The organism is Flexithrix dorotheae DSM 6795 (assembly GCF_000379765.1).
GTDB classification, from domain to species: domain Bacteria; phylum Bacteroidota; class Bacteroidia; order Cytophagales; family Flammeovirgaceae; genus Flexithrix; species Flexithrix dorotheae.
The window spans coordinates 237,796-260,602 of record NZ_KB903465.1; the positions used below are offsets into that span (position 1 = coordinate 237,796).

Sequence of the window (22,807 nt, forward strand, 5' to 3'; positions counted from 1 at the left end):
CTTGCACAAAAAGCAATTCTGATTACTTATTTTACCTATTTATTTGAAATCGAAATGAAAAAAACTCAATCAATCATTAGTTTATTGGCACTGGTTTTAATTTCTCTTTCCTCCTGTATGCCATCAAAGGTTGCGCCCTCGGTAACCGTGAAAAAGGACTATTTTAAGGATAAACCACTAAAAATTGCAATAGTCGATTTCAATTATGAATTTGAAGGAGAAGGAACCAAAGGAGCTACCAAATATGTCAGTGCCGGGAAAGATGGCGGTCATATCATTTCAAATATTTTAGCTTCTGAACTCAACAATATGGATGGGTTTCAAATTTTGGAAAGATCCGAAATTGAAAAGCTATTGGACGAGCAAAAGCTTCAGGTATCAGGGGTAATAGATGAAAGCTCTGCAGTAGAAATAGGTAAAATGATAGGGGCAGATGCGGTAATCCTTGGCGATGTCACCGATTATTTGGAATGGACTAATACGGGCGTAGTTGGTTCTACGGTAACCTTTTCAGCAAGGCTTGTGGATATTGAAAGTAGTCAAATGATGTTAAGCACGTCTATTTCAAGAATCCGGTTTGGGGTTCAGGCTTTTCATAATGTTCAACTAAGTGTACAGGAAGTATCCAAAAAGATCAATAAAGAATTAAATTAAAAATCAAAAAGCCATGAATTCGAAAATTCATGGCTTTTAACTTTAAGGTTGTAAAAGTAAGTTATGAGATATATTTCAAAAACTCACTCTTTACCTGACTTTCCTTAAACTTTCCACTGTAATGTGAAGTTACCGTAGCACTGGTAATATCCTCCACTCCTCTCATAGAAACACACAAATGCTTCGCATCCATTACCACAGCCACATCTTCCGTTTGTAATATGTTTTTCAAATCCTCAGCAATTTGCACAGTTAACCTTTCCTGAACCTGTGGTCTTTTGGCATAATACTGCACAATTCTGTTAATTTTGGATAAACCTATTACCTTTCCATTGGAGATGTAGGCTACATGAGCTTTCCCGATAATCGGCACAAAATGATGCTCACAATTAGAATAGAAATGAATATTCTTTTCTACCAGCATTTCATTGTACTGATACTTGTTGTCGAAAAGTTTGATATCCGGTCTGTTGGCAGGATCAAGCCCACTGAATATCTCTTTTACATACATTTTAGCAACTCGTTGCGGGGTACCACTCAGACTGTCATCAGTAAGATCCAGGCCAAGTGTGTCCATAATTTCTCTAAAGTGATGGGAGATTTTTTTAATTTTCTCCGAATCACTCAAATCAAAAGCATCTTTTCGCAAGGGTGTATCATGGGAAGTTCCAATGTGCTCATCACCTATCTGATCAATTACTTCTTCAAGGTCGTAGCCATTAGTCTCCGTTACGTTTTTCGAAAAACCTTTGCCATTATGATGCTGGGTATTCCACAAAATTTCGTTCGGTCTCATAAAGGGTTACTTTTAAATCAAATTTAGGTTCTAACTTTTTCCTTAACTTCTCCCAAATCACTACAGCAATATTTTCCGCAGTTGGATTTAACGATTTGAACTCAGGGGTGTCCAGATTTAGGTTTTTATGATCAAATTTATCCAATATTTCATCCTTAATAATGGATTTTAAAATTTTCAGATCAATCACATAACCTGTTTCCGGATCAACTTCTCCTGTTACTTTTACGATCAAATCATAATTATGACCGTGGTAATTCGGGTTGTTGCAAAGTCCAAAAACTTCTGCATTTTTCTGTTCAGACCATTCCGGATTGTGCAACCTATGCGCAGCATTGAAATGTTCTTTTCTGAATACGGATAATTTCATGAGAAGTAAGTGTACTTTTTAAAATAGAGCACTTGCATGTTCGTAATCTTTCCCCTGTATGTTTTTGTGAATTATCAAATTCCTACAGCAGCAGATTCACCTCAACAAATACTCATCTCCTTTTTTAGTGAAACAAATATTAATTATTCGAAGTTGTGGTCCCGGTTAAAGAACAAACTCAAAACTAAGGATTAATTACCGGAGTTCCATTTCCCATCGAATATTCCTAAGCAAAACATTAGGCTTGCCAATTTTGTTTAATTTTTAGATAAAATAATTAAACAAAAAAATCAAGACCAGATTGAAAGAATTTGATGTTTGTGTAATTGGTAGCGGAATGGCAGGAATCACAAGTGCCTGTCTTTTAGCTCAAAAAGGAATGAGAGTCGGGCTCCTGGAACAAAACTGGATTCCGGGAGGATGTACCAGTGCCTATCCCAGAAAAGGATATATTTTCGAAACGGGTGCCACCACTCTGGTAGGATTGGACCCACACATGCCTTTAAAATATCTCATAGATCAGACAGGTGTAAAAATTAAAAGCAGGAAATTGGAAATTCCAATGTCAGTTTATCTGAAAGATGGCAGAAAAATAATCAGGCACCAAAATTTAGAAGCCTGGATAAAAGAAGCAGAGCAAATATTTGGAAATAAAAACCAGCGAAAATTTTGGGAAGACTGTTTTAAAGTAAGTCAGTTTGTCTGGGAGACCTCTCTCAAACAAAAGATGTTTCCACCTTCACGGTTTTCCGATCTCCTTCATGCCGCAAAAAATGTAAATCTACAGCAGTTTCAATTTGCCAAATATGCCTTTATTTCCATGAAGGACTTTCTTTCCAAATATGAACTTCTGGAAAACCAAACATTTGTAGATTTTATCAATGAACAACTACTCATTACAGCACAAAACCACATGGAAGAAGTAAATGTATTGTTCGGTGCAACAGCACTCTGCTATACCAATTACTCCAACTATTATGTAGATGGCGGGCTGATTAATCTTGTAAATCCCTTTATTGATTATCTGCAGGAAAAAAACGGGGAATTACAATTAAGGACGGAAGTCACCTCTATTGAAAAGAATGAGAATGGCTATCAAATTTACACTAAGAAAGAAGGGGAATACCGGTGCAAATACCTTATTTCCGCTATCCCTATCAATAATACCCTACCTTTATTTAAAAATGGAACCTTGAAAAAAGTGAAAGAAAAGATTTTGGGCAGCAAATCTCTGAATAGTGCTTTTCAAATGGGAATTGCCTTTAAAAATTCCAACCCTGCCCCTATCATTCATCACCAGATTCATTTGGAAACCCCATTAAACCAGGTTGGGGCCAAAAGTATTTTCCTCAGTCTAAACCACCCTGAAGATACGAGTAGAAGCCAGGAATCGGGCATTTCTGTAGCTTCGGTAAGTTGCCATATAGCCGACCCGGAAAATAATTATATTCATCATAAAGAAAAGGTGGAGAAGGAAATTATCCATAAACTGGAAAGCCTGGATTTTTTACAAAAAGAAAATATTGTTTATCAGCATTCCTCCACTGCAAAATCATGGCAAAAATGGACTAAAAGAGCTTTCGGATTTGTTGGTGGATATCCTCAATATATGCATATAAAGCCCTGGCAAATGAATGATGCACGGCTGGATCAGGACAAGGCTTATATTTGTGGGGATACCACCTACCCAGGACAGGGAATTCCCGGAGCCACTTTAAGTGGAATTATTGCTGTGGAAAAATTAACCAGGGATCATTTATAACCTTATGGTCTACAATTAATGATAATTAAACCATAAATAAATTGGAAAAATAAAAGGAATCATTAAACTAGCAGATAGTTTTAAAGGAATCTTTTAGGAAGTAATTTTGACTTATTTCTTAAGGCTACAATTGGCCACAACGGGTTTGCCGGTTCAAAAACCTTATCTCCCAGAAAAAAATAGCAGAAATATTTATTTATGACAAAAGCCAAAAAAATTCTAAAGATAATCAAGGATGATCCCTGGTTAGAGCCATACGAATCCGATATTGAAGAAAGACTGGAAGTCTACAAAAATCTGGTTAAAAGTCTTAAAAAATACTACGGTAGTGTTTCCAAGTTTGCCGATGGCCATCATTATCTTGGTATAAACTACGATAAGAAAAAAAAGGGGTGGTATTATAGAGAGTGGGCCCCAATGGCACATTCCCTATATTTAATTGGTGATTTCAACCTTTGGAACAGGACTTCCCATCCCATGACCCGATTGGATGGTGGGGTTTGGGAGATTTTTTTACCCGAGGAGGAATATAAATCTACCTTTACCCATGGAAGTCTGATTAAGGTATTGGTCATTTCCAAAGAAGGAAGCAAAGATCGTATCCCAGCCTATATAAAAAGAGTGGTTCAAAACCCTGATACCAATGATTTTGCAGGACAGGTCTGGATGCCGGAAAAGAAATTTAAGTGGACAGATCAGAAATTTGATGTGTTAAAAATTGGAGACCTGTTCATTTATGAATGTCACGTGGGCATGGCCCAGGAAAAAGAGGGTGTTGGGTCTTACCTGGAATTTGCCAAAAATGTATTACCCCGAATAAAGAAACTTGGGTACAATGCCATTCAGCTCATGGCAGTTCAGGAACACCCTTATTATGGTTCATTTGGTTATCATGTTTCCAATTTTTATGCTCCATCCTCCAGGTTTGGAACTCCTGAGGAACTGAAAGCCTTAATTGATAAGGCGCATAAATTGGGAATTGCAGTTATTATGGATTTGGTACATTCCCATGCAGTAAAGAATGAGAATGAAGGCCTGAATTTGTTCGATGGTACTGAATATCAATATTTCCATGCTGGGGGAAAAGGACACCATTCTGCCTGGGATTCCAAATTGTTTAATTATGGGAAATGGGAAGTCCTTCAGTTCTTGCTTTCCAATATCAAATACTGGATTGAAGAATTCCATTTCGATGGATTCAGGTTTGATGGGGTTACTTCTATGCTTTATACCCACCATGGTCATACTGCTTTCGATCATTATGATAAATATTTCAAAAATGATGTGGAGAAAGAAGCAGTAACCTATTTACAACTTGCCAATGATCTGGCGAATGAAATAAAACCAGATGTAATTACCATTGCAGAGGATGTGAGTGGCATGCCGGGGCTGGGTCTTAAGGTAAAAGATGGCGGATTAGGATTCGACTACAGGCTGGCTATGGGCGTACCGGATTATTGGATTAAAATCTTAAAACACAAATCGGATGAAGACTGGAATATCCATGAAATGTATGGGGTAATGGTGAACAGAAGATATGGAGAAAAAACCATTGGATATGCAGAATCTCACGACCAGGCACTTGTAGGAGATAAAACCCTTGCCTTCTGGCTGATGGATAAGGAAATGTACTGGCATATGCAGGTTTCCGATCAGAATTTAATTATTGACAGAGGGATTGCCCTGCACAAAATGATCAGATTTTTCACCATGGTACTGGCTGGTGAAGGATATCTAAACTTTATTGGAAACGAATTTGGTCATCCGGAATGGGTCGATTTCCCCAGAGAAGGAAATAACTGGAGTTATAAATATGCCAGAAGACAGTGGTCGCTGGTGGATAATGATTTATTGAAATATAAATTCCTTGCCGCCTTCGATCAGGCCATGATTAAACTGACTAAGGCTAATAAAATCCTGTCACAGCACGATACCCAACAATTGAATATGGATGAAACCAATAAAACCATCATATTTAAAAAGGGGAATTTAATATTTGTGTTTAATTTTCATTCTGCTAACTCAATCGCTGATTATCAGTTTTGGGTTCCGCAAAAGGGAAAATACAAAATTGTGCTGAATTCAGACAACCCTGAATTTGGAGGGCATGACAGAATTGACGAATCTGTTATATTTACTACAAATCAGGAACAGAAAATCAGTATTTACAATACCAACAGGACCGTTCTTGTACTGAAAAAGACCAGATGATTTTCAGAATAAAAGCCTCCTTGTTATAGTTGAAAATTTAAGCCCTCAATCTTTTAAATGTTGGGGGCTATTTTTTTATCTGCCCAATTTATTAATATCCCCTTAAATAAGGGTTTTCATTTTTTTCTTCAAAACTTTTCAATTTCCTAATAATAATAATATTAACTTTGCAGCAAAGAAAGATAAATTTTTAACTGAACAACACTGATGATTAAAACATACAGCATTATGAAAATGAATGTTTTATTCTTCTGCCTTATTTTTTCAATTACCTCCCAACTTCAGGCACAATCTGTTATGGTTTCCCCAAAAGAAGTGCTTAAAGGAAAGTATGAGGCCTACCTGAAAAACAACCTGGAATATCTGCACAATCTAAAGTTATTCAAGGAAGCTCAAAAGGATTTTGTAGCCACACAGCAGAAAATTGATAGCTTGAAAGATGTGGTTAAAAATTCTGATTTCACTCCCTATTTAAAAAAGGAAAGTATTGAAATTCTCGAACTTGCAGCTAATAATCATGCCGGAGATGTTTACTTAAAATTAAGGATAAATGGCCCTGATTTTACCCTTGCGCTCAACGATTTAATATGCATACGAGAAATTTACCAATATGAAAGGGAACTTGTTCAGGCTCAGAAAGATATAAAGCTGGTTAGCAAATGGAGCCAGAAGATGGCTGATATAATCGAAGAAAATTATGAATCTATGCTGGAAGCAGGCTTGTCCTGTACCGTAAGGGAATATGAAAACCTTAAAAAAGTAGAATACTCTATTGACGAAGCCTTAAAAAAATTCATTAGAAACGATTATAAAATTTCTGGTAATGAGGCCAATTACCAGAACCTGTACTATTCATGGGGACTTTTTCAGGATCAGTTAAAAAGTAATTCTGAGCGTGACAGATTCTTCAATGCCTTACAAAAGGAGTTTGGCCACCTGGTAGATCTATCTAAAATTGACAAGGCAGATATTTCCCAATTGTAATCCTCCTGTTCATTCAGCCAATTATTCCTCAAGTGTCATTAAATAATGCATTATACCACACTCATCAAATGGTTGGCCAGTGGAAATAAACCCGAACTTTTTATAAAAATCCTCTACCCTGACCTGTCCATGTAAATACCTTACCTTTCCCACCGCTTCAGGGCTTTTACGGACATCTTCCAATACTGCATTTAATAAAGCTGCCCCCACACCCTTTCCCTGTGCTTCCTCAAGCACGGCAAACCTCTCGAGTTTTATACCCTTTTCAGTAAACCTCCATCTGGCGGTCCCCACTGCTTCTTTATCTAAATATGCCAGGAAATGTGTGGCCTCTTTTTCAAATTCATCCAGCTCCTCTTCTGCGGGAACCCTCTGCCCTTCTACAAAAACTTTAAAGCGAATTTTAAATGCCTTTTCCAATTTGGATTTATCACCTGAAATTTTCTGAACTAGCAAACTCATTTTCTTCTATAAAAATTACAATCCAAAATAAAAAACCTTATACCTTAAAGGTACAAGGTTTTCAATGGTTTTCTTAACTATGAAAATAAAAAAAATGCACTCTTAAATAAGATGGAATTATTAAAAAAGCAGATTTTCTGGCTACTATTCTTCCATTTATTCTCTAAACAATTTAATTTCAAACCATTCCAATCCACATTCCTCTATAAAAAATCCTATTTTATCTATAAATGAATTGTAAATTTTTATTTCTTGAAATAATCTGAAAAATCCCAAATTAAATAGGAATTAAGAAAAGAATAAAAACGCTGTGTGCGCACACATTTTTTGTGATTTTATTTTGAAAACCAATTTCAATTGCCTACATTTGGAAAATTCAATTTATCATATTATAGAAATAATGCAATTTTATAAAGGTAATGAAAGAAATTTCCAAATAAAAAATCTATAATTAGGATCAAGCAAACTTTTAATTTTATCAACAAGCCTTAATCATTATGCTATTAGGTACTATCGACTGGGTAATCATATCCATTTTCTTTTTAATAGTCCTCTCAATTGGATGGGTAGCATCCAAAACCGCAGGGAAAAACACAGACGAATTTTTCCTGGGCGGGCGATCCATGCCCTGGTGGCTTTTAGGTATTTCTATGGTAGCCTGTACATTTTCTGCTGATACCCCCAACCTGGTTACAGGTATGGTTCGTGAAAATGGAGTAACCAGAAACTGGGCCTGGTGGGCTTTCTTAATTACCGGAATGGTAACTGTATTTATTTATGCCCGACTTTGGAGAAGATCTCAGGTGATGACAGATTTGGAATTTTATGAATTGAGGTATAGTGGAAAATTAGCCTCCTTTTTAAGAGGTTTCCGATCATTATATCTGGGCATATTTTTCAACTGCCTCATTATGGGTACAGTAACATTAGCCGCCATTAAAATAGGTGGGGTAATGTTTGGTTTGGAGCCCTGGGTGATTGTAGTGGGATCATCAATTGTTGTAGTACTTTACGCAGCTTTAGGAGGAATTAAAGGGGTAATTTGGGCGGATTTTTTCCAATATGGTATTGCCATGTTTGGAGCTGTTTATGCAGCTTATGTAGCCGTTAACCAACCTGAAATTGGTAGTTTACAGGCTTTGTTTGATGATCCGGTTATTCGGGCTAAAATGGACGTCTTGCCAGAATTTTCTGATCCAACAGTTTATATTCCCTTATTAATTATTCCTGTAGCGGTACAATGGTGGGCCGTTTGGTATCCGGGTGCAGAGCCAGGTGGTGGAGGGTACATTGCCCAAAGAATGCTTTCGGCTAAAGACGAAAAAAATGCGATTGGAGCAACTCTGCTTTTCAACTTTGCACACTATGCATTAAGACCATGGCCATGGATAATTGTAGCTTTAGCCTCATTAGTTATTTTCCCGGATTTAGACTCTATAAAAGCAGAATTTCCAAATATAGGTGAGCAGTATCTTGGTCATGATGTGGCTTATCCGGCCATGTTAACAAGATTAGGCCCTGGATGGTTAGGACTGGTGGTAGCTTCGATTATTGCTGCTTATATGTCCACTATTGGCACTCACTTAAACTGGGGATCATCTTATGTAGTCAATGACTTTTACCAAAGATTTGTAAAACCAGATGCCTCTCAAAAAGAATTAGTTGGTGTAGGACGAATCACTACAGTGATGCTCATGGTGATTACCGCCATATTTTCCCTTACATTCCTGGAAAATGCAACACAGGCATTTGACATTCTATTACTCTCAGGAGCAGGAACAGGAGCAATTTATATTCTCAGATGGTTCTGGTGGAGAATTAATGCACTTACAGAAATTGTAGCCATGATTGTCGCTACCATTATGGCTGTGCTCTTGGTTTTAGTGATCGACCAGACCACTGTAAGTTCGTTAGTATTGGACACCAAAGGCGTGACTGACGAACTTTTATTCTCAGGAACAAGCTGGGAGGATGCGAATTTTAATGATGCCGGGTTTGTAAGTGCAGGATTAACCGCAAGTGAAACCAGCCTTATGGGTCAATTTACCTCTGCCACAGAATTTAATACACTGAAAACTCAGGTTAGCAATTTAACTTTTACCCTGCGTCTTTTAATCGCTTTATTTTTTGTAACCGTTTCATGGCTTTTAGCCACTTATTTAGGTCAACCAGAAAAGAAAGAAACCCTAAGAAGCTTTTACAAGCTGACTCATCCGGGAGGACCAGGCTGGAAAAAAGTGATTGATGAAGCTAAGGCTGAAGGCATCAATATTAATGAAAAAGAGGAAGGAAAGGCCTGGGAAATGCCACTTCAGATTCTGCTGGTATTTATTGGCTGTATAACCATTTACGCTTCCTTATTCGCCATTGGAGGATTTGTCTATGGAGAAATATTAAGAGGATTTATTTTAACTGGCGTAGCTGGTCTTTCAGCATTTTTCTTATTCAAATTGTTTATGAAGTTGAGAACCACTTAAAATGAAATTTATTTCTGAATGAAAAACAGCCTGCTAATTCAATGAGTTAGTAGGCTGTTTCATATTCTTCTAAAGTTTAATGTATTTCTGAATTTCTGAAATACCATCCCTGGAGATTTCCATAGTATAAAGCCCTGGCTTATTCGATAATAGATCGATAGACTTTTTACTAAAGCTCTGAACGGGAAGGAGATTTTCCTGATAGATAGTTCTTCCGGATAAATCTCTTACTATAATCTGTCCCTTTTCTTTAATCTCTCCAATTGACAAATTCACCTTTCCATTTCCCGGGTTTGGGTAAATCATAAATGGTTCAGCTTCCCGGAGAATGCCCAGCAATGAAGCTGGATGTCTGGCATTTGATGGACTGACATTAAAATCAAAAATCATTGCAGCATTCCAGGGGATTACAGATTGACCGGGAATTATTCCTATTCCATCATGCACTCCCGGGTCAATTTTCACATTTCCAGCATTATAATAATAGGTATCTCCTTTGAAATTCAAATGGTCCACATATAGATTTCTGTCTTGTCCGTTGGCGAGCAAATCATTATCAAACTGAATCCAGATACTGTCTATCGTAGAAGGAAAACCAACGTAGGGAATGCGGTAATATAAATAAGGTTCATGAGCAAAAAATGAATCCCCTAAAACACCATTTACATAAGTTTTGAAATGCGCATAAACATCATTTGCTTTAGACCCTCTGATGTAGGCAAATGCATAATCACTGGCAGTAGGTTCATTTGTAATCAACTGGAAATCATCAAGAGCTAATCCGATACTTCCAGATACAGAAGAGGCATCATTAGCTTCAAACCTAAACCTGAAGGCGGCATTTGGCTGACCCTGAAGCTCAGAAATATTGACGAAATAAGTTTTGAACTCTCCTTCGGTTGAGCCACTAAAAAATGGCATGTTCGGAAATTGCGTGTAAACGGCTTCAGGTAATGTCGTACTCAAATCCGCATAGGAATTGTACCAGCCATCTCCCAGAAAGTTTCCAAGCAGATTCCATGAATTTCCCTTGTCTATGGAATATTCTACCACAAAACCAACAACATCGGCAAAAGTACTGTACTTAGCCTTAAACTCAAGCACATAGGAGTTACCTGCAGAAAGATCAAAATTTGGCGTATACAAAACTGTTTTGGCAAGTTCAATACTGTGCAAGTTTAATCCGGTTACCCAGGCATGGTTGCCACTACTTGTCCCATTTTTTCCTAAAATTCCTGAATTTCCTCTTTCAAATAAACCAAGGTAGTCCAAAACCAAGGAATCATCGAAAGCATCATAAGGCAAAGGCCCAAAATCATATGGATTCACCTCAAAATCTCCCCCATCTGCAAGTCCATATGGAGCTGGTTTATTGGGTAAAACCTGGATATAGGCCGATTTGCAAGCGACATCTGCTCCATTATTTACCGAAAGGGAAACAGAGTAAATACCAGGCTGTGAATAGGAAACCACAGGATGTTGTGCTGTAGCAGATTGTCCATCTCCAAAAGTCCATTCCCAGGTATTTACATTTCCTGTTGAATAATCGGTAAATGTTACCGGAACACCTGTATAAACCACTCTATCAATTGAACGAAATTCAGCCTTTACCACAGGTTGACCCTGAAAGTCAAATACCATTTTTCCTCCCCAATACATAGCCCCTTTATAAGCAATATTTTGTCCATCAGAACGGATGTAGTTTACATTATCAGCCGAAAAATGAACTTCATTTCCACAAATACCAAGATGTTCAATAAAAAGGTTCCTGTCTTCTGGATTACTATAAGCATCATTATCAAATATAATTTCTACATTTTCAATTTCAGTGCAACCTAAATCAATAGGAAATTGATAATCAAAAAATTCACTCATTGTACTGGCTTCACCCATATATTCCCCATTGACCAAAACCTGAAAATGGGCATAAACATTCTCAATTGCAGTACCTTTTGCCCGAACGGTTAAATACTGTTGAGGGAATGTATTGAAAATCAAAAAAGCATTCCATGGTAAAACCACCTGACCGGGGATTATTCCAACTCCATCTTTAGCGCCTTTGTCCAGCATAGTTTTTTCAGTAGTAAGATACACTTTCCTCCCCACTTTAATAGACGTTACAAATAAATTCCTGTCCTCAGGAGGGCTGTAGGCATCATTAAAAAATTCCACCCAAACTTCATTGATTTCATTTTCAGGGATATCTATACAAAACTTATATTCCTCATATTCACTTGTGGTAGTATCGCTTCCCACTTCTACCCCATCCACATAAAGTCGGAATCTGGCAAAAACACCATTTACTGCACTACCTTTTGCCACCACAGTAATTTGTGTAGTATTTAGCTTTCCATTCAGTTCCTGGCTTTTATTTTGGAAGCTTTCGAAATCTATGATTTGCGGATATATGCAAGTATCTGATACCTTTTCATACCATAACCAGAAGTTTTGAGGAGGTTCACAAGAAATTTTATAAGTATTAAAATCAAATTTATTTGAGCTTAAGCCAACCGTATCCAATGCAGATATACAGGCTTGTGTAATAGAATCTCTTTCACAACAACTTCCCACTTCAACTCCATTTTTACCTTGCCCCAAACCACTTTTTATTTTAATAATATTATGGTGTACATAATTATTAATTCCTTTTTCCGGAAATCTACATTCTCTTCGAATAAGTATTCCTCCAGGATTCTCATATGGAGAAAAGGTAGAATCGATATTAACCTCATTATAATATACTTTTACATCCTCTGAGCCAACAACATAAATCTGGGCACCATGGCTAAAAGCATTATTTGAAACTATATTATTTCGGATGGTAGCCTCACCACTTATTTCATGAAAAATGCCACTTGCAAAATTATCCTCTACCACATTTAATTCATAAACAGTTCCATAGTTGTCGATATCGGTCCAAAGACCAGGGCCATTATTTCCATACACATGGTTCCCCTTTACAAGGAGATTTTGAGTCCTCACAAACTTGGTCCCTCCACCCTCAAATCCCCAGTCATAACCCACATTTGGGCTTCTGTTCGCCCAAATATCATTTTCTATAACTTCACTATCTACTACAATTTTAGGCTCCCCTTCATTGGCTTCACCTATTGGATAACGGTCACTGGCTTTTATCCCAATTTGTCCATTGTGATGTACATTGTTTCCTTCCACCAGATTATGACTGGCAAAATGGATTCCTGCACCATGATTGTACCTCACCTCATTGTTTTTAATCGTCCAATGATCTCCGGGGATTCTATTTCCAATTGCCCCATAAGCAATCAAACTGGCATATTTTTCAATCACCAGATTTTCTACCGTTACATGGGATGCGGCTTTCTCATTGGAAAACCCAAAACTTCCTGGCGTTTGAGAGTGTACACCAAAGGCAAACCTGGTCAGGCTTATTTCAACTGAATCAGCAGTATTGGTGGGATCATCGAACATATATACCGTACCTGTTGTCCCATTTTTTGCTTCTGAAGAGCCATAAGGAATTCCATAATCCAAATACCATTCACCACTTTCATCCAATGCATCCAAGGTATTCGTTTGTTTAAGAAAATTATTATTTAGGAATAAATCTTCAGGGCGATTACAGGGAATTCCATTCTCACACCCATCCTCTCCTTTAAAAGGCTCAGGATTAGGGGATAAAGGCACATTTTCATACTTCCAAAGGGTTCGGCCCATATAAGAGGTATCCTCCCAGTTTCCACTTTCTAAATACATTGCTCCTCTCATGATAGCACCAACTTCACCAATAAATTTTTGTCCTTCTTTGGGAACAACAGATTGCATTCTATGGACACCAGCTTTTATTAAAAAAGTAGTGTTAGTGGGCTGATTGTCTACAAAAGATTGAAAATCATCTCCCACCTTGAGTTCTACAACATTTAAATTTTGTTCTGTATTTTGAATAGCGCTTGATAATGTTATGAGGATAAAAAATCCACATAATTTGAAGAAAAATTTCATGACGTTAGATAGGTAAAAATTAAAAATTTGCTAGTCGTATTTTGTTATGAAGTATTGAGTCCCAACCAATAATCTCCCAATGATAATTGGCCGTATCCAGGTAAAAATGACATAGGGGTACTGTTGGAAATACCCGGCTTCCATTGGGCTTTCCAAAGATTGATAGTAAAAAAGGCAATACAGCGCCACTATTGGCTAATGGCAAATTTTACAGATGATCAAAAAAGAGTTTAGAGAAGAAAATCAGGAGCCTATTTAAGAGATAAATATGCTTCAAATGACTCAAATTTTCCGAAGGTGATTATCAAATAATAATTAGCATTACAATTCATGTTATGGAAACAGTCGGCAAATATGCTCTCGAATTTAAACTGTACTGGATAAATATTGATGCAAAAACTCTCTATTATTAGCGAAGTAAAAATTGAATTTATCCGTAATTAATGTCGTCCTTCAATAGGTAAAGATGTGGCAGAGGAGACCTGCCAATTCATCCAAAAAAAATAGTATTGCCTGGGAAGCCAATTGTTCATTGGAAGTTTAGTGAAGTGAATTTACCAAATAATTTAACAACCCTCAAAATATTCATGTTAACAAAAGCAAAGCATTACAATAAAATAATCAGCTTTGTCAGGCTTTACCATATTTCTTTAAAGCAGATTCAACGTCTACCTACCTTGTACTAATCAACACAGCTTAATAAGCTCCGGGTTATTCGTGGTGAATGATGAGGTGATATTTTTGATCAGGCAATGGCTATAAACAATTAAACTAAAAAAAAGAAAGCATTATCTTTACCTGGTTTCCGGTAAAAATTCTACTTCTTTTCCAATTCATAAAAATTACAATATGGTTTGGTTACAGATAGTTAAACTTTAAAGGTCAAAAAACCGTTGGATAATACACTCAGGGGAACCACAATTTTAGTGTGGGAAATCCCCTCCTTAATTACCTTCCTAAATACTTTCTGACATTGCCAGATGGTAATTTTAGGGCCTAAAACCTGAATTTAAGCTGAAATTAAATTAATTTTATAATTAGAATAAACTTTGATTCTTAGCAAAATGGGAAGTTTATTTAAATATATCCTAACTACAAAACTAAATTCCTCCACATTTTAAGTGGACTAAAATAATAACTAAGGGTTAATCTTTGCCCAAATGCTTTAGCAAACCTTTTTAGCCATGAATAACCTAAAAAACACCTATTCCGATTCCATAGATTTTAAGTATATAATTGACACCGTAGATGGAAATGAGGTTTTTCTGATCAAACTCCTAAAAACGATTGGTAAAAGCCTGAAAAAATATCCACAACTTTTAAATCAGCATTTTCAGGAAAAAGAATGGAAAAACCTGAAGGCTACTGCCCATAAATTTAAATCTTCTGTGGTTTACCTGGAAATGGCAACCTTTGATAATATTCTTAATGAAATAGAAAAATTTGATGAAAAAGGTATTGCTGAAAACCAACTATTGGGGCTAATAGAAAAAGTTCAACAATTGGCTATTGAGGTAGGTGCCCAGGTTGACAGCAAAGTTGAAGAATTAACCCTTTGAAATTTAATTCTATTATCAGATTTCCAGTGGCTTTATACGCTTTTTTCTCCTTTATAACCTGCTTTTATAAGTTCTCATATTCCCTGCCTTGTCCCAGACTTTGAGTTCCAATGGTCCTTTTAAGGGTTTCTTTTTATCCAGTAACTCAGACCAAATTACATTTTTCCGATGATCATAATTCATCAACACCCATTCTCCATTCACCCGCAACTCATACTTATCAATCCCTGATAAACTGTCGTGTATTGTAAAGCGGAGGTAGTACGGACTTCTGTTTATTACCCGAATAGAAGGAATGACATTGTCTTCAAGGAGTCGAAACCTTCCCAATGCCATGGTTTTAAACTCAATTTCCCCATTAACCCAATTTCCACCTCTGTAATTTTTGCTGTTGCGCTCATCAATATAATATACCTTTAAGTTTTTATAATTCTTTCCAAGAGCAAGGGTATCCGGCTTATACCTGAAGGTAATTGGATGAAATAGTGGTGTATAAATATTATTGACTCTAAACTCCCCATTCTCATTCCAGGTGCTAAGGTATAAGGTATCATTAATAGCCCCATAGGGAACTGTGATATCTGCCAGTGAATCGAAAAATGTGGTAGTAGTATTGGGGTAAAAAGTGTACTTAAAATGATGATCCAGTTTTAATCCATTTTCCATAATCGAATCTGGCATCCCCAGTCGCATATCCCATAGATAAACATACTGATTTCCCTTTTTATAATCCGGCCTAAGCTGGTAATTAAAATCACCTAAATGGAATGTAAGCCAATTTTGCATGGACTCCAGATAAAGCACATTTTCATAGATTTCCCCATGCGTAGCTTCCGCATTTAAAGCCGAATACTGAGAAGTTTTGGTGAGGGGTATTAAAATAGTGGTTTTATTATTTTTACCGTCAAAAATACTCAGCTTTAATTCATGTTTATCCTGATCATGAAGTGAAATGAACCCATTTCCGGGACTATCTTCATAGAATGGAAGCATATTCCCATCTATAAAATAACACTTCTGAAACCGCTGCCTTTTAGTGGTCCACCTTTCATGATCCGTAAAAATATTGATCATTCGGCTATATTCGAATGGTACGGAATCAATTTCATGGCGGTAAATTTCCCTGCCATCCAATTCCAGAACAGCTTTATTTATGCCATAATGGTTACTCGTCTGATTGGCCCGGTCTGTACCCTGAAATTCCACACCAATTGTGCCTTCCATCACTATGGTGCTATTAGCTTTATACAGATTTCTTCCAATGCGGGAAAGGCTCACTTCCTCCCTTCCAAACTTTCCATTAATTCTGGAATTTTTTCCAAAGGTCTTCACCGCTATTCGAAAAGGAGTGGGAGCGATATTATCCTTTATTTCCAAATAATTAAATTCCAATGGATTTAAAACTGCATCATTGGCTTCTCTGATTTCAAAATGCAGGTGGGGTCCTCCGGAAGAACCAGTATTTCCTGAAAGTGCAATGATATCCCCCTTTTTAAAAGCAAACATTCCAGGCTTTGGAAATAGCTCAATTTCAAAAGTTTCCTGTGCATATTGATTCTCCAGCACATATTGGGAAATGGCTTCATCAAATTTTTGAAGGTGGGCATAAACAGTTCTCCTCCCATCCGAATGCTGCATATACAACACTCTTCCATATCCATAACTTGAAACTTTTATCCTATAAATATATCCATCTCTTGCCGCATAAATAGGAAGGCCTTCTCTTCCATCTGTTTTAATATCCAGGCCTCCATGAAAATGGTTGCTTCTCAATTCTCCCATCGATCCGGAAAGGTAATTTCTTTGCCCCGGTTTTACGGGAAACAGATAAGACTGATCATAAACTCCATTTCCATTGGACTGCCCAAAACAGTATGAAAGGTTAAAAAAAATAAAAGTCAGGTAAAAAAATGCTTTATACATACAGATATCAACAGGATAACCAATTGAAATTTATATACCCAAAAATGACATTGGATATAATATTATAGTACTTAAAATGTACCAGTATTAAAGAAATGCAAAAATAAAAAAGCCCAACATAAGTCGGGCTTTCTTTCAAAATTTTTAATCAGGCTTTATACAAACCTAAGGTTTGGACTGATTATCCTAGTTTAAAGTTGATAGGTAAAACGATTCTTTGTTTTACTGATCTACCCCTTTGCTTACCAGGTTTCCATTTTGGAGCAAGGTTCATTACTCTTGCAGCTTCTTCGTCACATCCTGCGCCAATTCCTCTAATTACGTTCACATTAGTAATTGTACCATCTTTGTCAATTACAAACTGAACATAAACTTTTCCTTCCACACCCATTCTCTTGGCCTGGTTTGGATACTTCATATTTTTCTTTACAAACTTGTAGAATGCAGCATAACCACCAACTGGTTCAGCACTTTCCTCCACAATCTCGAAAATCTCATCAACCTGCTCTTCAACTTCCGGCTCTTCATCCACTACGATTTCTTCAACCACAGTTTCCTCATCTGCTTCCATATCAAGGTCAACCTCAATTTCTTCTTCAATTTCCTCTTCATCCGGCACCTCTACAATTTCAGGCTGTTGGATTTTTGGAGGAGGAGGAGGTAATTGCTCGGTTGGAGGAATTTCCATCATTTCTTCCATTTCTGAATCAAGCACACCAAGATCTACCAAAGATTGCTCTTCGAAATCAGGATACTCAAAAGCGGCTAAAACGATGGCCAAACTTATAGCAAGTCCAATATTTCCTAAAAGACCGCTATACTTATTTACATCTACAGAATAAAATTTCTTTTCTAACAGGTCTGATTCTCTTCCTTCTGCAATTAATTCATCACTTTTCTTTTTGATTAGGTACCTGAATAATTGCACAAGTCCGATCATCAGGGCTACAAAAAACACGAGCAACCCAAATAAACCCATTGCATCTAATAATCTTAACATAGCTTTTTATTTATTTCAATAGTTGTGAATATAATTCAAAAATTCTTTCAAAAATACTTACAGAAATTTTCAGCAATTTATAACTATATATTATTAAAATCAAAAGAATGGTGTAAATAATTCCATTTTCTTAAAAAAATCAAATTTATAGCCCTATTTACTGATTAGAATGGTCCCAGTCAAACTTATTGATCACTTCCGAAGCTGCTAAAATGAGCTCAATACTTGCTGAAATATCAGCAGGATGAGCCATTTCTATCACTTGATGAACGTATCTTAACGGGATGGAAATCGCCCCGGCAATTGCCCCGTTTTTTCCCATTCTCTGAATTCCGGCAGTGTCAGTTCCACCAGCTGTTAAAATCTCTGCCTGCCATTTTATTCCGTTTTTATTGGCGGTTTGCTTAAGGAATTTTACCATCCGGTAGTCGCAAATAGTAGCAGAGTCCATTACTTTAATAGCTGTTCCTTTTCCCAGTTCTGTTACTTTTTCAAAATCGGGGATACCAGGGGTATCATTGGCAATGGTTACATCAATCGCCAACCCGAAATCAGGGTTAATGGTATGTGAGGAGACATTTGCACCTCTTATCCCCACCTCTTCCTGCACGGTAAATACGGCATAAACATCATAGGGATTTTGTTGCAATCTTTTCAAGACTTCAATAAGGATAAAAACAGAAATCCTGTTGTCCATGGACTTGCCATTCACCAGTTCACCAATTTCCAAAAACTCCTGTCTTCTGGTAATAGGAGTTCCTATCTCTACATATTTTTCAACTTCTTCCTTCGGTAAGCCAAGGTCAATATAAAAATCCTTAATTTTTGGGGCTGCATTCCGTTCATCCGGAGTCATGATATGGATGGGTTTGCTCCCCATTACCCCTACCAGATCCTTGGAGCCATGAACGGTTACCCGCATGGAAGTAAGTGTTTTGGGATCAAAACCACCAAGCGTATGGAATTTCAGGAATCCATTGTCATCGATATGCGTGACGATAAAACTTATTTCATCCATATGAGCAGCCAGCATGAACTTCTTATTATCGGGATTATCGCTGCCTTTTTTGATGGCAATTATATTTCCGATATTATCAATTTTAAGCTCATCTACATGGTTTTCAATTTCCTGAATGATCCTTCCTCTGATTTTACTCTCGTATCCGGGAGCTCCAGGAGTATTGCAAATTTCTTTAAGTAAGTCGGTATTAATTTTCATTTTTATCTGCGCTCTTTTTTAGTCTACTACTAAAATATTGTCTGCTACAATTTTTGAAACAAGTCTGGTATCTTTATCATCAATAATCAATTCTATTGAATCATCAAAGGTGATTTTTTCCACAATTTTCAATTTACTTCCAATAGCCACTCCAACCTTATCCAAATACCTCAACAGCTCCGGATTTCCATCACTTACCGAAACAACCTTCAGAATTTTAGCTATTGGAGCCTCTGATAGCGGCTTTGCAGGAATAAAATGAATTTTTCCTTCTTTATCGGGGATGGGATCACCATGGGGATCAAATTTAGGAAAGCCTAAAAAATCCTCCAATTGGTCTATCATTCTTTTTGATTTGATGTGTTCCAACTGCTCAGCTACTTCATGTACTTCATCCCAGTTGAACTTTAGTTTTTCTACCAAAAACACCTCCCAAAGCCTGTGCTTTCTTACTATCCATAAGGCAATTTTCTCCCCTTCTTCCGTAAGATTTACCCCTTTGTATTTCACATAGTTGATCACCTTTTTCTGAGCAAGTTTGCGGATCATATCACTTACAGAAGCAGGTTTTGTTTTTAGTTCTTCTGCAATGGCTGTTGTAGAAACATCTTCACCCTTCTCAGACAGATGGTAAATGGTTTTTACATAGTTTTCCTCAGCATGACTGAAGTTGGAATAATTTAACTCAAAATTGTCCAATTGGTGAATCTTTTCTAATTTATTAAAACAAAACAAGCTTATGACCTATTCCGATAAGCTTATTTTCAAATGCTGTTCATTAGGGCTTGCTCGCTAATCTCTTTTCCGCTTTAACTACCTGATAATTAACCATTTATAAAAAACCTAAAGCAACTATTTAGAGCATACAGCCCCTGCTGATTCCACTATTGCAACTAGCAAAGCGTTTGTCCTAATGAAATAACTGTGGTTCATCAGAGGGTTAACAAGCTGACTATCAATCCCAAACTCCTGCTACTTATTTAATGCATGTAGCACTAGTTCCAAAAGTAATTTTTCCTCCCTGTTATCCCAAATGCAATTTTCCGAAATCCCTTCCACATTAGTATAAAATGGTTTTTCCCTGATTGTATTTATCACGCCCTGAGCAGAAAAATTTTCAAAATCAATAAATAAAGCAGCCTCATATGGCTTACAAATATTTTCCCACAAAGCATTATTTTGAATAACCATTGGAATTTGATTTGCCAGGCATTCGTATAATTTGGTAGGAATACAATTTGAAGTACTATTATTTGGCTTATAACTCAAAAGGGCAAAATCAGCTTCCAAATAAGCCTCCATCAACTGGTAATGAGGGATAAGCGGATTGCCCAAAGTTGCGCAAATGTAATTATTTTTTTGTGATAAACCGGCTATCCTTTTTTTAACATTTTCGCTGGCTACATTTCCAATGAGATGAAGCCTGGCATCCATTCCGGCCAGTCTCAATTGCTCCACAAAATTAATCGCCTCTAAAGTGCCATAAACTTCAGAAAGTGTTCCGCCATGGATAAATACAGGGCTTTGTGTGTTCAAATTTTTCCTGGTTTTCAGGTGAGGGATTTTTCTATATTTATTTTCAAGAATGGTATTTTTCCCTCGGGCAAACCAGAACTCTTTATCATAATTTCTTTCGGCAAGTATATAATGTGTCACAAACACCCGGGAAAGGATTTCCAAAAACCGGATACCAAATGCAAGCACATATTTAAATAACCCCTTATAATTAGGTTGGTAAATTATATTCCTAAAATAATTTTCCCGAACATCATAAATCAATTTAACCTTTCGGTGGAGAGTTTTATACCACATCGCTGCGGGTAATAATTCCACCGCATGCACAATTAATACATCCGGTTTAATTTTTTGAATTTCATCCAGAAACAACTGGCTTGACCTGAGTCGTTTTTGTTTTTTTGAGGAAAAATCAAAAAGGGGATAAAAGAAGAGATTGGGAAAACCCGCTGGAACATTCGCTTTATAACCTATGATATGTACTTCAAAATCACCAGCAAGGGATTGCCCAAATTTTTCAAACATTCGGGTATCATCTATAGGTTTGAGCACTGAGGCAAGTACAATCTTTTTCCTGGTCATAAATTTTAAGTCTTGCAACGCTCAAAAATTATCATTTTAGTGGAGAAACAAAAAAAGTACTGCTAATTCAATAACAGTACTTTTTTTGAGGTTATGTGTCAGTTTCCCAATCCCTAACACCTAATCCCTAACCCCTAGTTCCTAAACATTAAATCTAAAATGCATCACATCGCCATCTTCCACCACATACTCCTTTCCTTCCACCGCCAGTTTTCCAGCCTCCCTACATCCAGCTTCAGTTTTATACTGCTGATAATCAGCTATTTTAATCACTTCTGCCCGAATAAATCCTCTTTCAAAATCGGAGTGAATGACACCCGCTGCCTGAGGAGCCTTCCAGCCTTTTTCTATGGTCCAGGCCCTTACTTCCTTTTCTCCAGCGGTGAAGTAGGTAATTAAATTCAATAAAGCATATGAAGCCCTGATCAGTTTATTCAAACCCGATTCTTCCAAACCATATTCATCTAAAAACATGGCTTTTTCTTCTTCGTCTTCCAAAACAGCAATTTGCGATTCAATTCCAGCACAAATTGTAATTACCTGAGCATCTTCTTCCCTGGCACTTTCTTTAAGGGCTTCCACATATTCATTCCCTTCCTGAATCGACCCTTCATCCACATTGGCCAGGTAAATTACCGGCTTGGCGGTAAGCAAAAACAGTTCATCAATAAATTCTTTTTCCTCCTCATTGGCATCCATAATCCGCACATTTTTTCCACTCTCCAGATGAGACTTTATTTTTTCCAGCATTTCAAGGGATTTCTTAGCATCCTTATCCCCTGTTTTAGCCACCTTGGCATTTTTCTGAATTCGCTTTTCAATGGTATCCAGGTCCTTCAATTGCAATTCTGTATCGATAATTTCCTTATCCCCTACCGGATCCACACGACCAGCCACATGCACTATATTATCATCCTGGAAGCACCTGTTTACATGAATAATTGCATCTACTTCTCTGATATTGGCCAAAAACTGATTTCCCAATCCTTCCCCTTTACTTGCACCTTCCACCAATCCGGCAATATCCACAAACTCAATAGTAGTTGGCAAAACCTTCTGTGGATTTACTAAACTCTCCAAAATTTTCAACCTCGGATCAGGAACAGTTACGATCCCTACATTGGGCTCAATCGTACAGAATGGATAATTCGCAGCTTCTGCTTTATTGCTCGATAAAGCATTGAACAAAGTGGATTTCCCAACGTTTGGCAGACCTACTATCCCACATCTTAGTGCCATATATTTCTAATAATTATTTTAAAGAATCAAATTTTTTAACTTCTCCAAAATCATCCAAACTGACAGGATAAAT

Annotated in this window: 16 protein-coding genes; 6 read left to right on the top strand and 10 right to left on the bottom strand. The window is 37.0% G+C overall.

Going from position 1 to position 22,807, the window contains the following annotated elements; genetic code table 11:
- The first annotated feature begins 54 nt into the window (after window positions 1-54).
- The gene (locus A3EM_RS0127920; protein ID WP_157638122.1) at window positions 55-654 is read left to right on the top strand and encodes a CsgG/HfaB family protein; all 600 of its coding nucleotides are present in this window, start codon (window positions 55-57) and stop codon (window positions 652-654) included.
- Between the two features lie 61 nt (window positions 655-715).
- On the opposite strand, the gene folE is transcribed toward A3EM_RS0127920, so the two are convergent.
- Both folE and A3EM_RS0127930 read right to left on the bottom strand, forming a co-directional pair.
- Complete coding sequence (gene folE, locus A3EM_RS0127925) at window positions 716-1,450, bottom strand: GTP cyclohydrolase I FolE (protein WP_044239980.1); 735 nt, start codon at window positions 1,448-1,450, stop codon at window positions 716-718.
- The gene (locus A3EM_RS0127930) at window positions 1,410-1,820 is read right to left on the bottom strand and encodes a 6-pyruvoyl trahydropterin synthase family protein (protein ID WP_020531555.1); all 411 of its coding nucleotides are present in this window, start codon (window positions 1,818-1,820) and stop codon (window positions 1,410-1,412) included. The genes folE and A3EM_RS0127930 overlap by 41 nt, the downstream gene beginning before the upstream one ends.
- A gap of 301 nt (window positions 1,821-2,121) precedes the next feature.
- On the opposite strand from A3EM_RS0127930, the gene A3EM_RS0127935 reads away from it, so the two are divergent.
- The 3 genes from A3EM_RS0127935 (at window position 2,122) to A3EM_RS0127950 (ending at window position 6,777) form a co-directional block, all read left to right on the top strand.
- Window positions 2,122-3,582 (top strand): phytoene desaturase family protein, encoded by a 1,461-nt coding sequence (locus tag A3EM_RS0127935; protein ID WP_020531556.1) that lies wholly within the window; start codon window positions 2,122-2,124, stop codon window positions 3,580-3,582.
- Window positions 3,583-3,780: 198 nt separating this feature from the next.
- Window positions 3,781-5,793 (top strand): alpha-amylase family glycosyl hydrolase, encoded by a 2,013-nt coding sequence (locus tag A3EM_RS0127940; protein WP_020531557.1) that lies wholly within the window; start codon window positions 3,781-3,783, stop codon window positions 5,791-5,793.
- 228 nt (window positions 5,794-6,021) lie between these two features.
- Window positions 6,022-6,777, top strand: a complete 756-nt coding sequence (locus tag A3EM_RS0127950) for a hypothetical protein (protein ID WP_157638123.1) — start codon at window positions 6,022-6,024, stop codon at window positions 6,775-6,777.
- A gap of 21 nt (window positions 6,778-6,798) precedes the next feature.
- On the opposite strand, the gene A3EM_RS0127955 is transcribed toward A3EM_RS0127950, so the two are convergent.
- Window positions 6,799-7,239 carry a GNAT family N-acetyltransferase gene (locus tag A3EM_RS0127955; protein ID WP_020531560.1) on the bottom strand — a complete coding sequence of 147 codons (441 nt, stop codon included), beginning with the start codon at window positions 7,237-7,239 and terminating at the stop codon, window positions 6,799-6,801.
- Between the two features lie 497 nt (window positions 7,240-7,736).
- Here A3EM_RS0127955 and A3EM_RS0127965 point away from each other — a divergent pair, with 497 nt between their 5' ends.
- A complete protein-coding gene (locus tag A3EM_RS0127965) occupies window positions 7,737-9,716 on the top strand; it encodes a sodium:solute symporter family protein (protein ID WP_020531562.1) in 1,980 nt (659 codons plus the stop codon).
- Window positions 9,717-9,785: 69 nt separating this feature from the next.
- On the opposite strand, the gene A3EM_RS0127970 is transcribed toward A3EM_RS0127965, so the two are convergent.
- Window positions 9,786-13,697: a carbohydrate-binding domain-containing protein gene (locus A3EM_RS0127970; protein ID WP_020531563.1), complete on the bottom strand. Its 3,912-nt coding sequence runs from the start codon at window positions 13,695-13,697 to the stop codon at window positions 9,786-9,788.
- Between the two features lie 1,184 nt (window positions 13,698-14,881).
- Between A3EM_RS0127970 and A3EM_RS0127975 the strand changes: the two genes are divergently transcribed.
- Window positions 14,882-15,256 (top strand): hypothetical protein, encoded by a 375-nt coding sequence (locus A3EM_RS0127975; protein ID WP_020531564.1) that lies wholly within the window; start codon window positions 14,882-14,884, stop codon window positions 15,254-15,256.
- 51 nt (window positions 15,257-15,307) lie between these two features.
- Here A3EM_RS0127975 and A3EM_RS43850 read toward each other — a convergent pair whose 3' ends face one another.
- The 6 genes from A3EM_RS43850 to ychF all read right to left on the bottom strand — a co-directional run bounded on the left by A3EM_RS43850 (window position 15,308) and on the right by ychF (window position 22,734).
- Window positions 15,308-17,179, bottom strand: a complete 1,872-nt coding sequence (locus tag A3EM_RS43850; RefSeq protein WP_020531565.1) for a M23 family metallopeptidase — start codon at window positions 17,177-17,179, stop codon at window positions 15,308-15,310.
- 181 nt (window positions 17,180-17,360) lie between these two features.
- Window positions 17,361-18,179: an energy transducer TonB gene (locus A3EM_RS0127985; RefSeq protein ID WP_020531566.1), complete on the bottom strand. Its 819-nt coding sequence runs from the start codon at window positions 18,177-18,179 to the stop codon at window positions 17,361-17,363.
- Window positions 18,180-18,336: 157 nt separating this feature from the next.
- A complete protein-coding gene (locus tag A3EM_RS0127990) occupies window positions 18,337-19,398 on the bottom strand; it encodes a M42 family metallopeptidase (protein WP_020531567.1) in 1,062 nt (353 codons plus the stop codon).
- An 18-nt stretch (window positions 19,399-19,416) separates the two neighbouring features.
- On the bottom strand, window positions 19,417-20,097 hold the full coding sequence (locus A3EM_RS0127995) for a metal-dependent transcriptional regulator (RefSeq protein ID WP_026210637.1): 681 nt from the start codon (window positions 20,095-20,097) through the stop codon (window positions 19,417-19,419).
- 273 nt (window positions 20,098-20,370) lie between these two features.
- Complete coding sequence (locus A3EM_RS0128000; RefSeq protein WP_020531569.1) at window positions 20,371-21,495, bottom strand: glycosyltransferase family protein; 1,125 nt, start codon at window positions 21,493-21,495, stop codon at window positions 20,371-20,373.
- 141 nt (window positions 21,496-21,636) lie between these two features.
- A complete protein-coding gene (ychF, locus tag A3EM_RS0128005; protein ID WP_020531570.1) occupies window positions 21,637-22,734 on the bottom strand; it encodes a redox-regulated ATPase YchF in 1,098 nt (365 codons plus the stop codon).
- Window positions 22,735-22,807: the final 73 nt, after the last annotated feature.

Excerpts from the sequence above, each read along its gene's own strand:
- A3EM_RS0127920 (WP_157638122.1), top strand. The coding sequence starts at position 55 with ATGAAAAAAACTCAATCAATCATTAGTTTATTGGCACTGGTTTTAATT.
- folE (WP_044239980.1), bottom strand. The coding sequence starts at position 1,450 with ATGAGACCGAACGAAATTTTGTGGAATACCCAGCATCATAATGGCAAA.
- A3EM_RS0127930 (WP_020531555.1), bottom strand. The coding sequence starts at position 1,820 with ATGAAATTATCCGTATTCAGAAAAGAACATTTCAATGCTGCGCATAGG.
- A3EM_RS0127940 (WP_020531557.1), top strand. The coding sequence starts at position 3,781 with ATGACAAAAGCCAAAAAAATTCTAAAGATAATCAAGGATGATCCCTGG.
- A3EM_RS0127950 (WP_157638123.1), top strand. The coding sequence starts at position 6,022 with ATGAAAATGAATGTTTTATTCTTCTGCCTTATTTTTTCAATTACCTCC.
- A3EM_RS0127955 (WP_020531560.1), bottom strand. The coding sequence starts at position 7,239 with ATGAGTTTGCTAGTTCAGAAAATTTCAGGTGATAAATCCAAATTGGAA.
- A3EM_RS0127965 (WP_020531562.1), top strand. The coding sequence starts at position 7,737 with ATGCTATTAGGTACTATCGACTGGGTAATCATATCCATTTTCTTTTTA.
- A3EM_RS0127970 (WP_020531563.1), bottom strand. The coding sequence starts at position 13,697 with ATGAAATTTTTCTTCAAATTATGTGGATTTTTTATCCTCATAACATTA.
- A3EM_RS0127975 (WP_020531564.1), top strand. The coding sequence starts at position 14,882 with ATGAATAACCTAAAAAACACCTATTCCGATTCCATAGATTTTAAGTAT.
- A3EM_RS43850 (WP_020531565.1), bottom strand. The coding sequence starts at position 17,179 with ATGTATAAAGCATTTTTTTACCTGACTTTTATTTTTTTTAACCTTTCA.
- A3EM_RS0127985 (WP_020531566.1), bottom strand. The coding sequence starts at position 18,179 with ATGTTAAGATTATTAGATGCAATGGGTTTATTTGGGTTGCTCGTGTTT.
- A3EM_RS0127990 (WP_020531567.1), bottom strand. The coding sequence starts at position 19,398 with ATGAAAATTAATACCGACTTACTTAAAGAAATTTGCAATACTCCTGGA.
- A3EM_RS0128000 (WP_020531569.1), bottom strand. The coding sequence starts at position 21,495 with ATGACCAGGAAAAAGATTGTACTTGCCTCAGTGCTCAAACCTATAGAT.
- ychF (WP_020531570.1), bottom strand. The coding sequence starts at position 22,734 with ATGGCACTAAGATGTGGGATAGTAGGTCTGCCAAACGTTGGGAAATCC.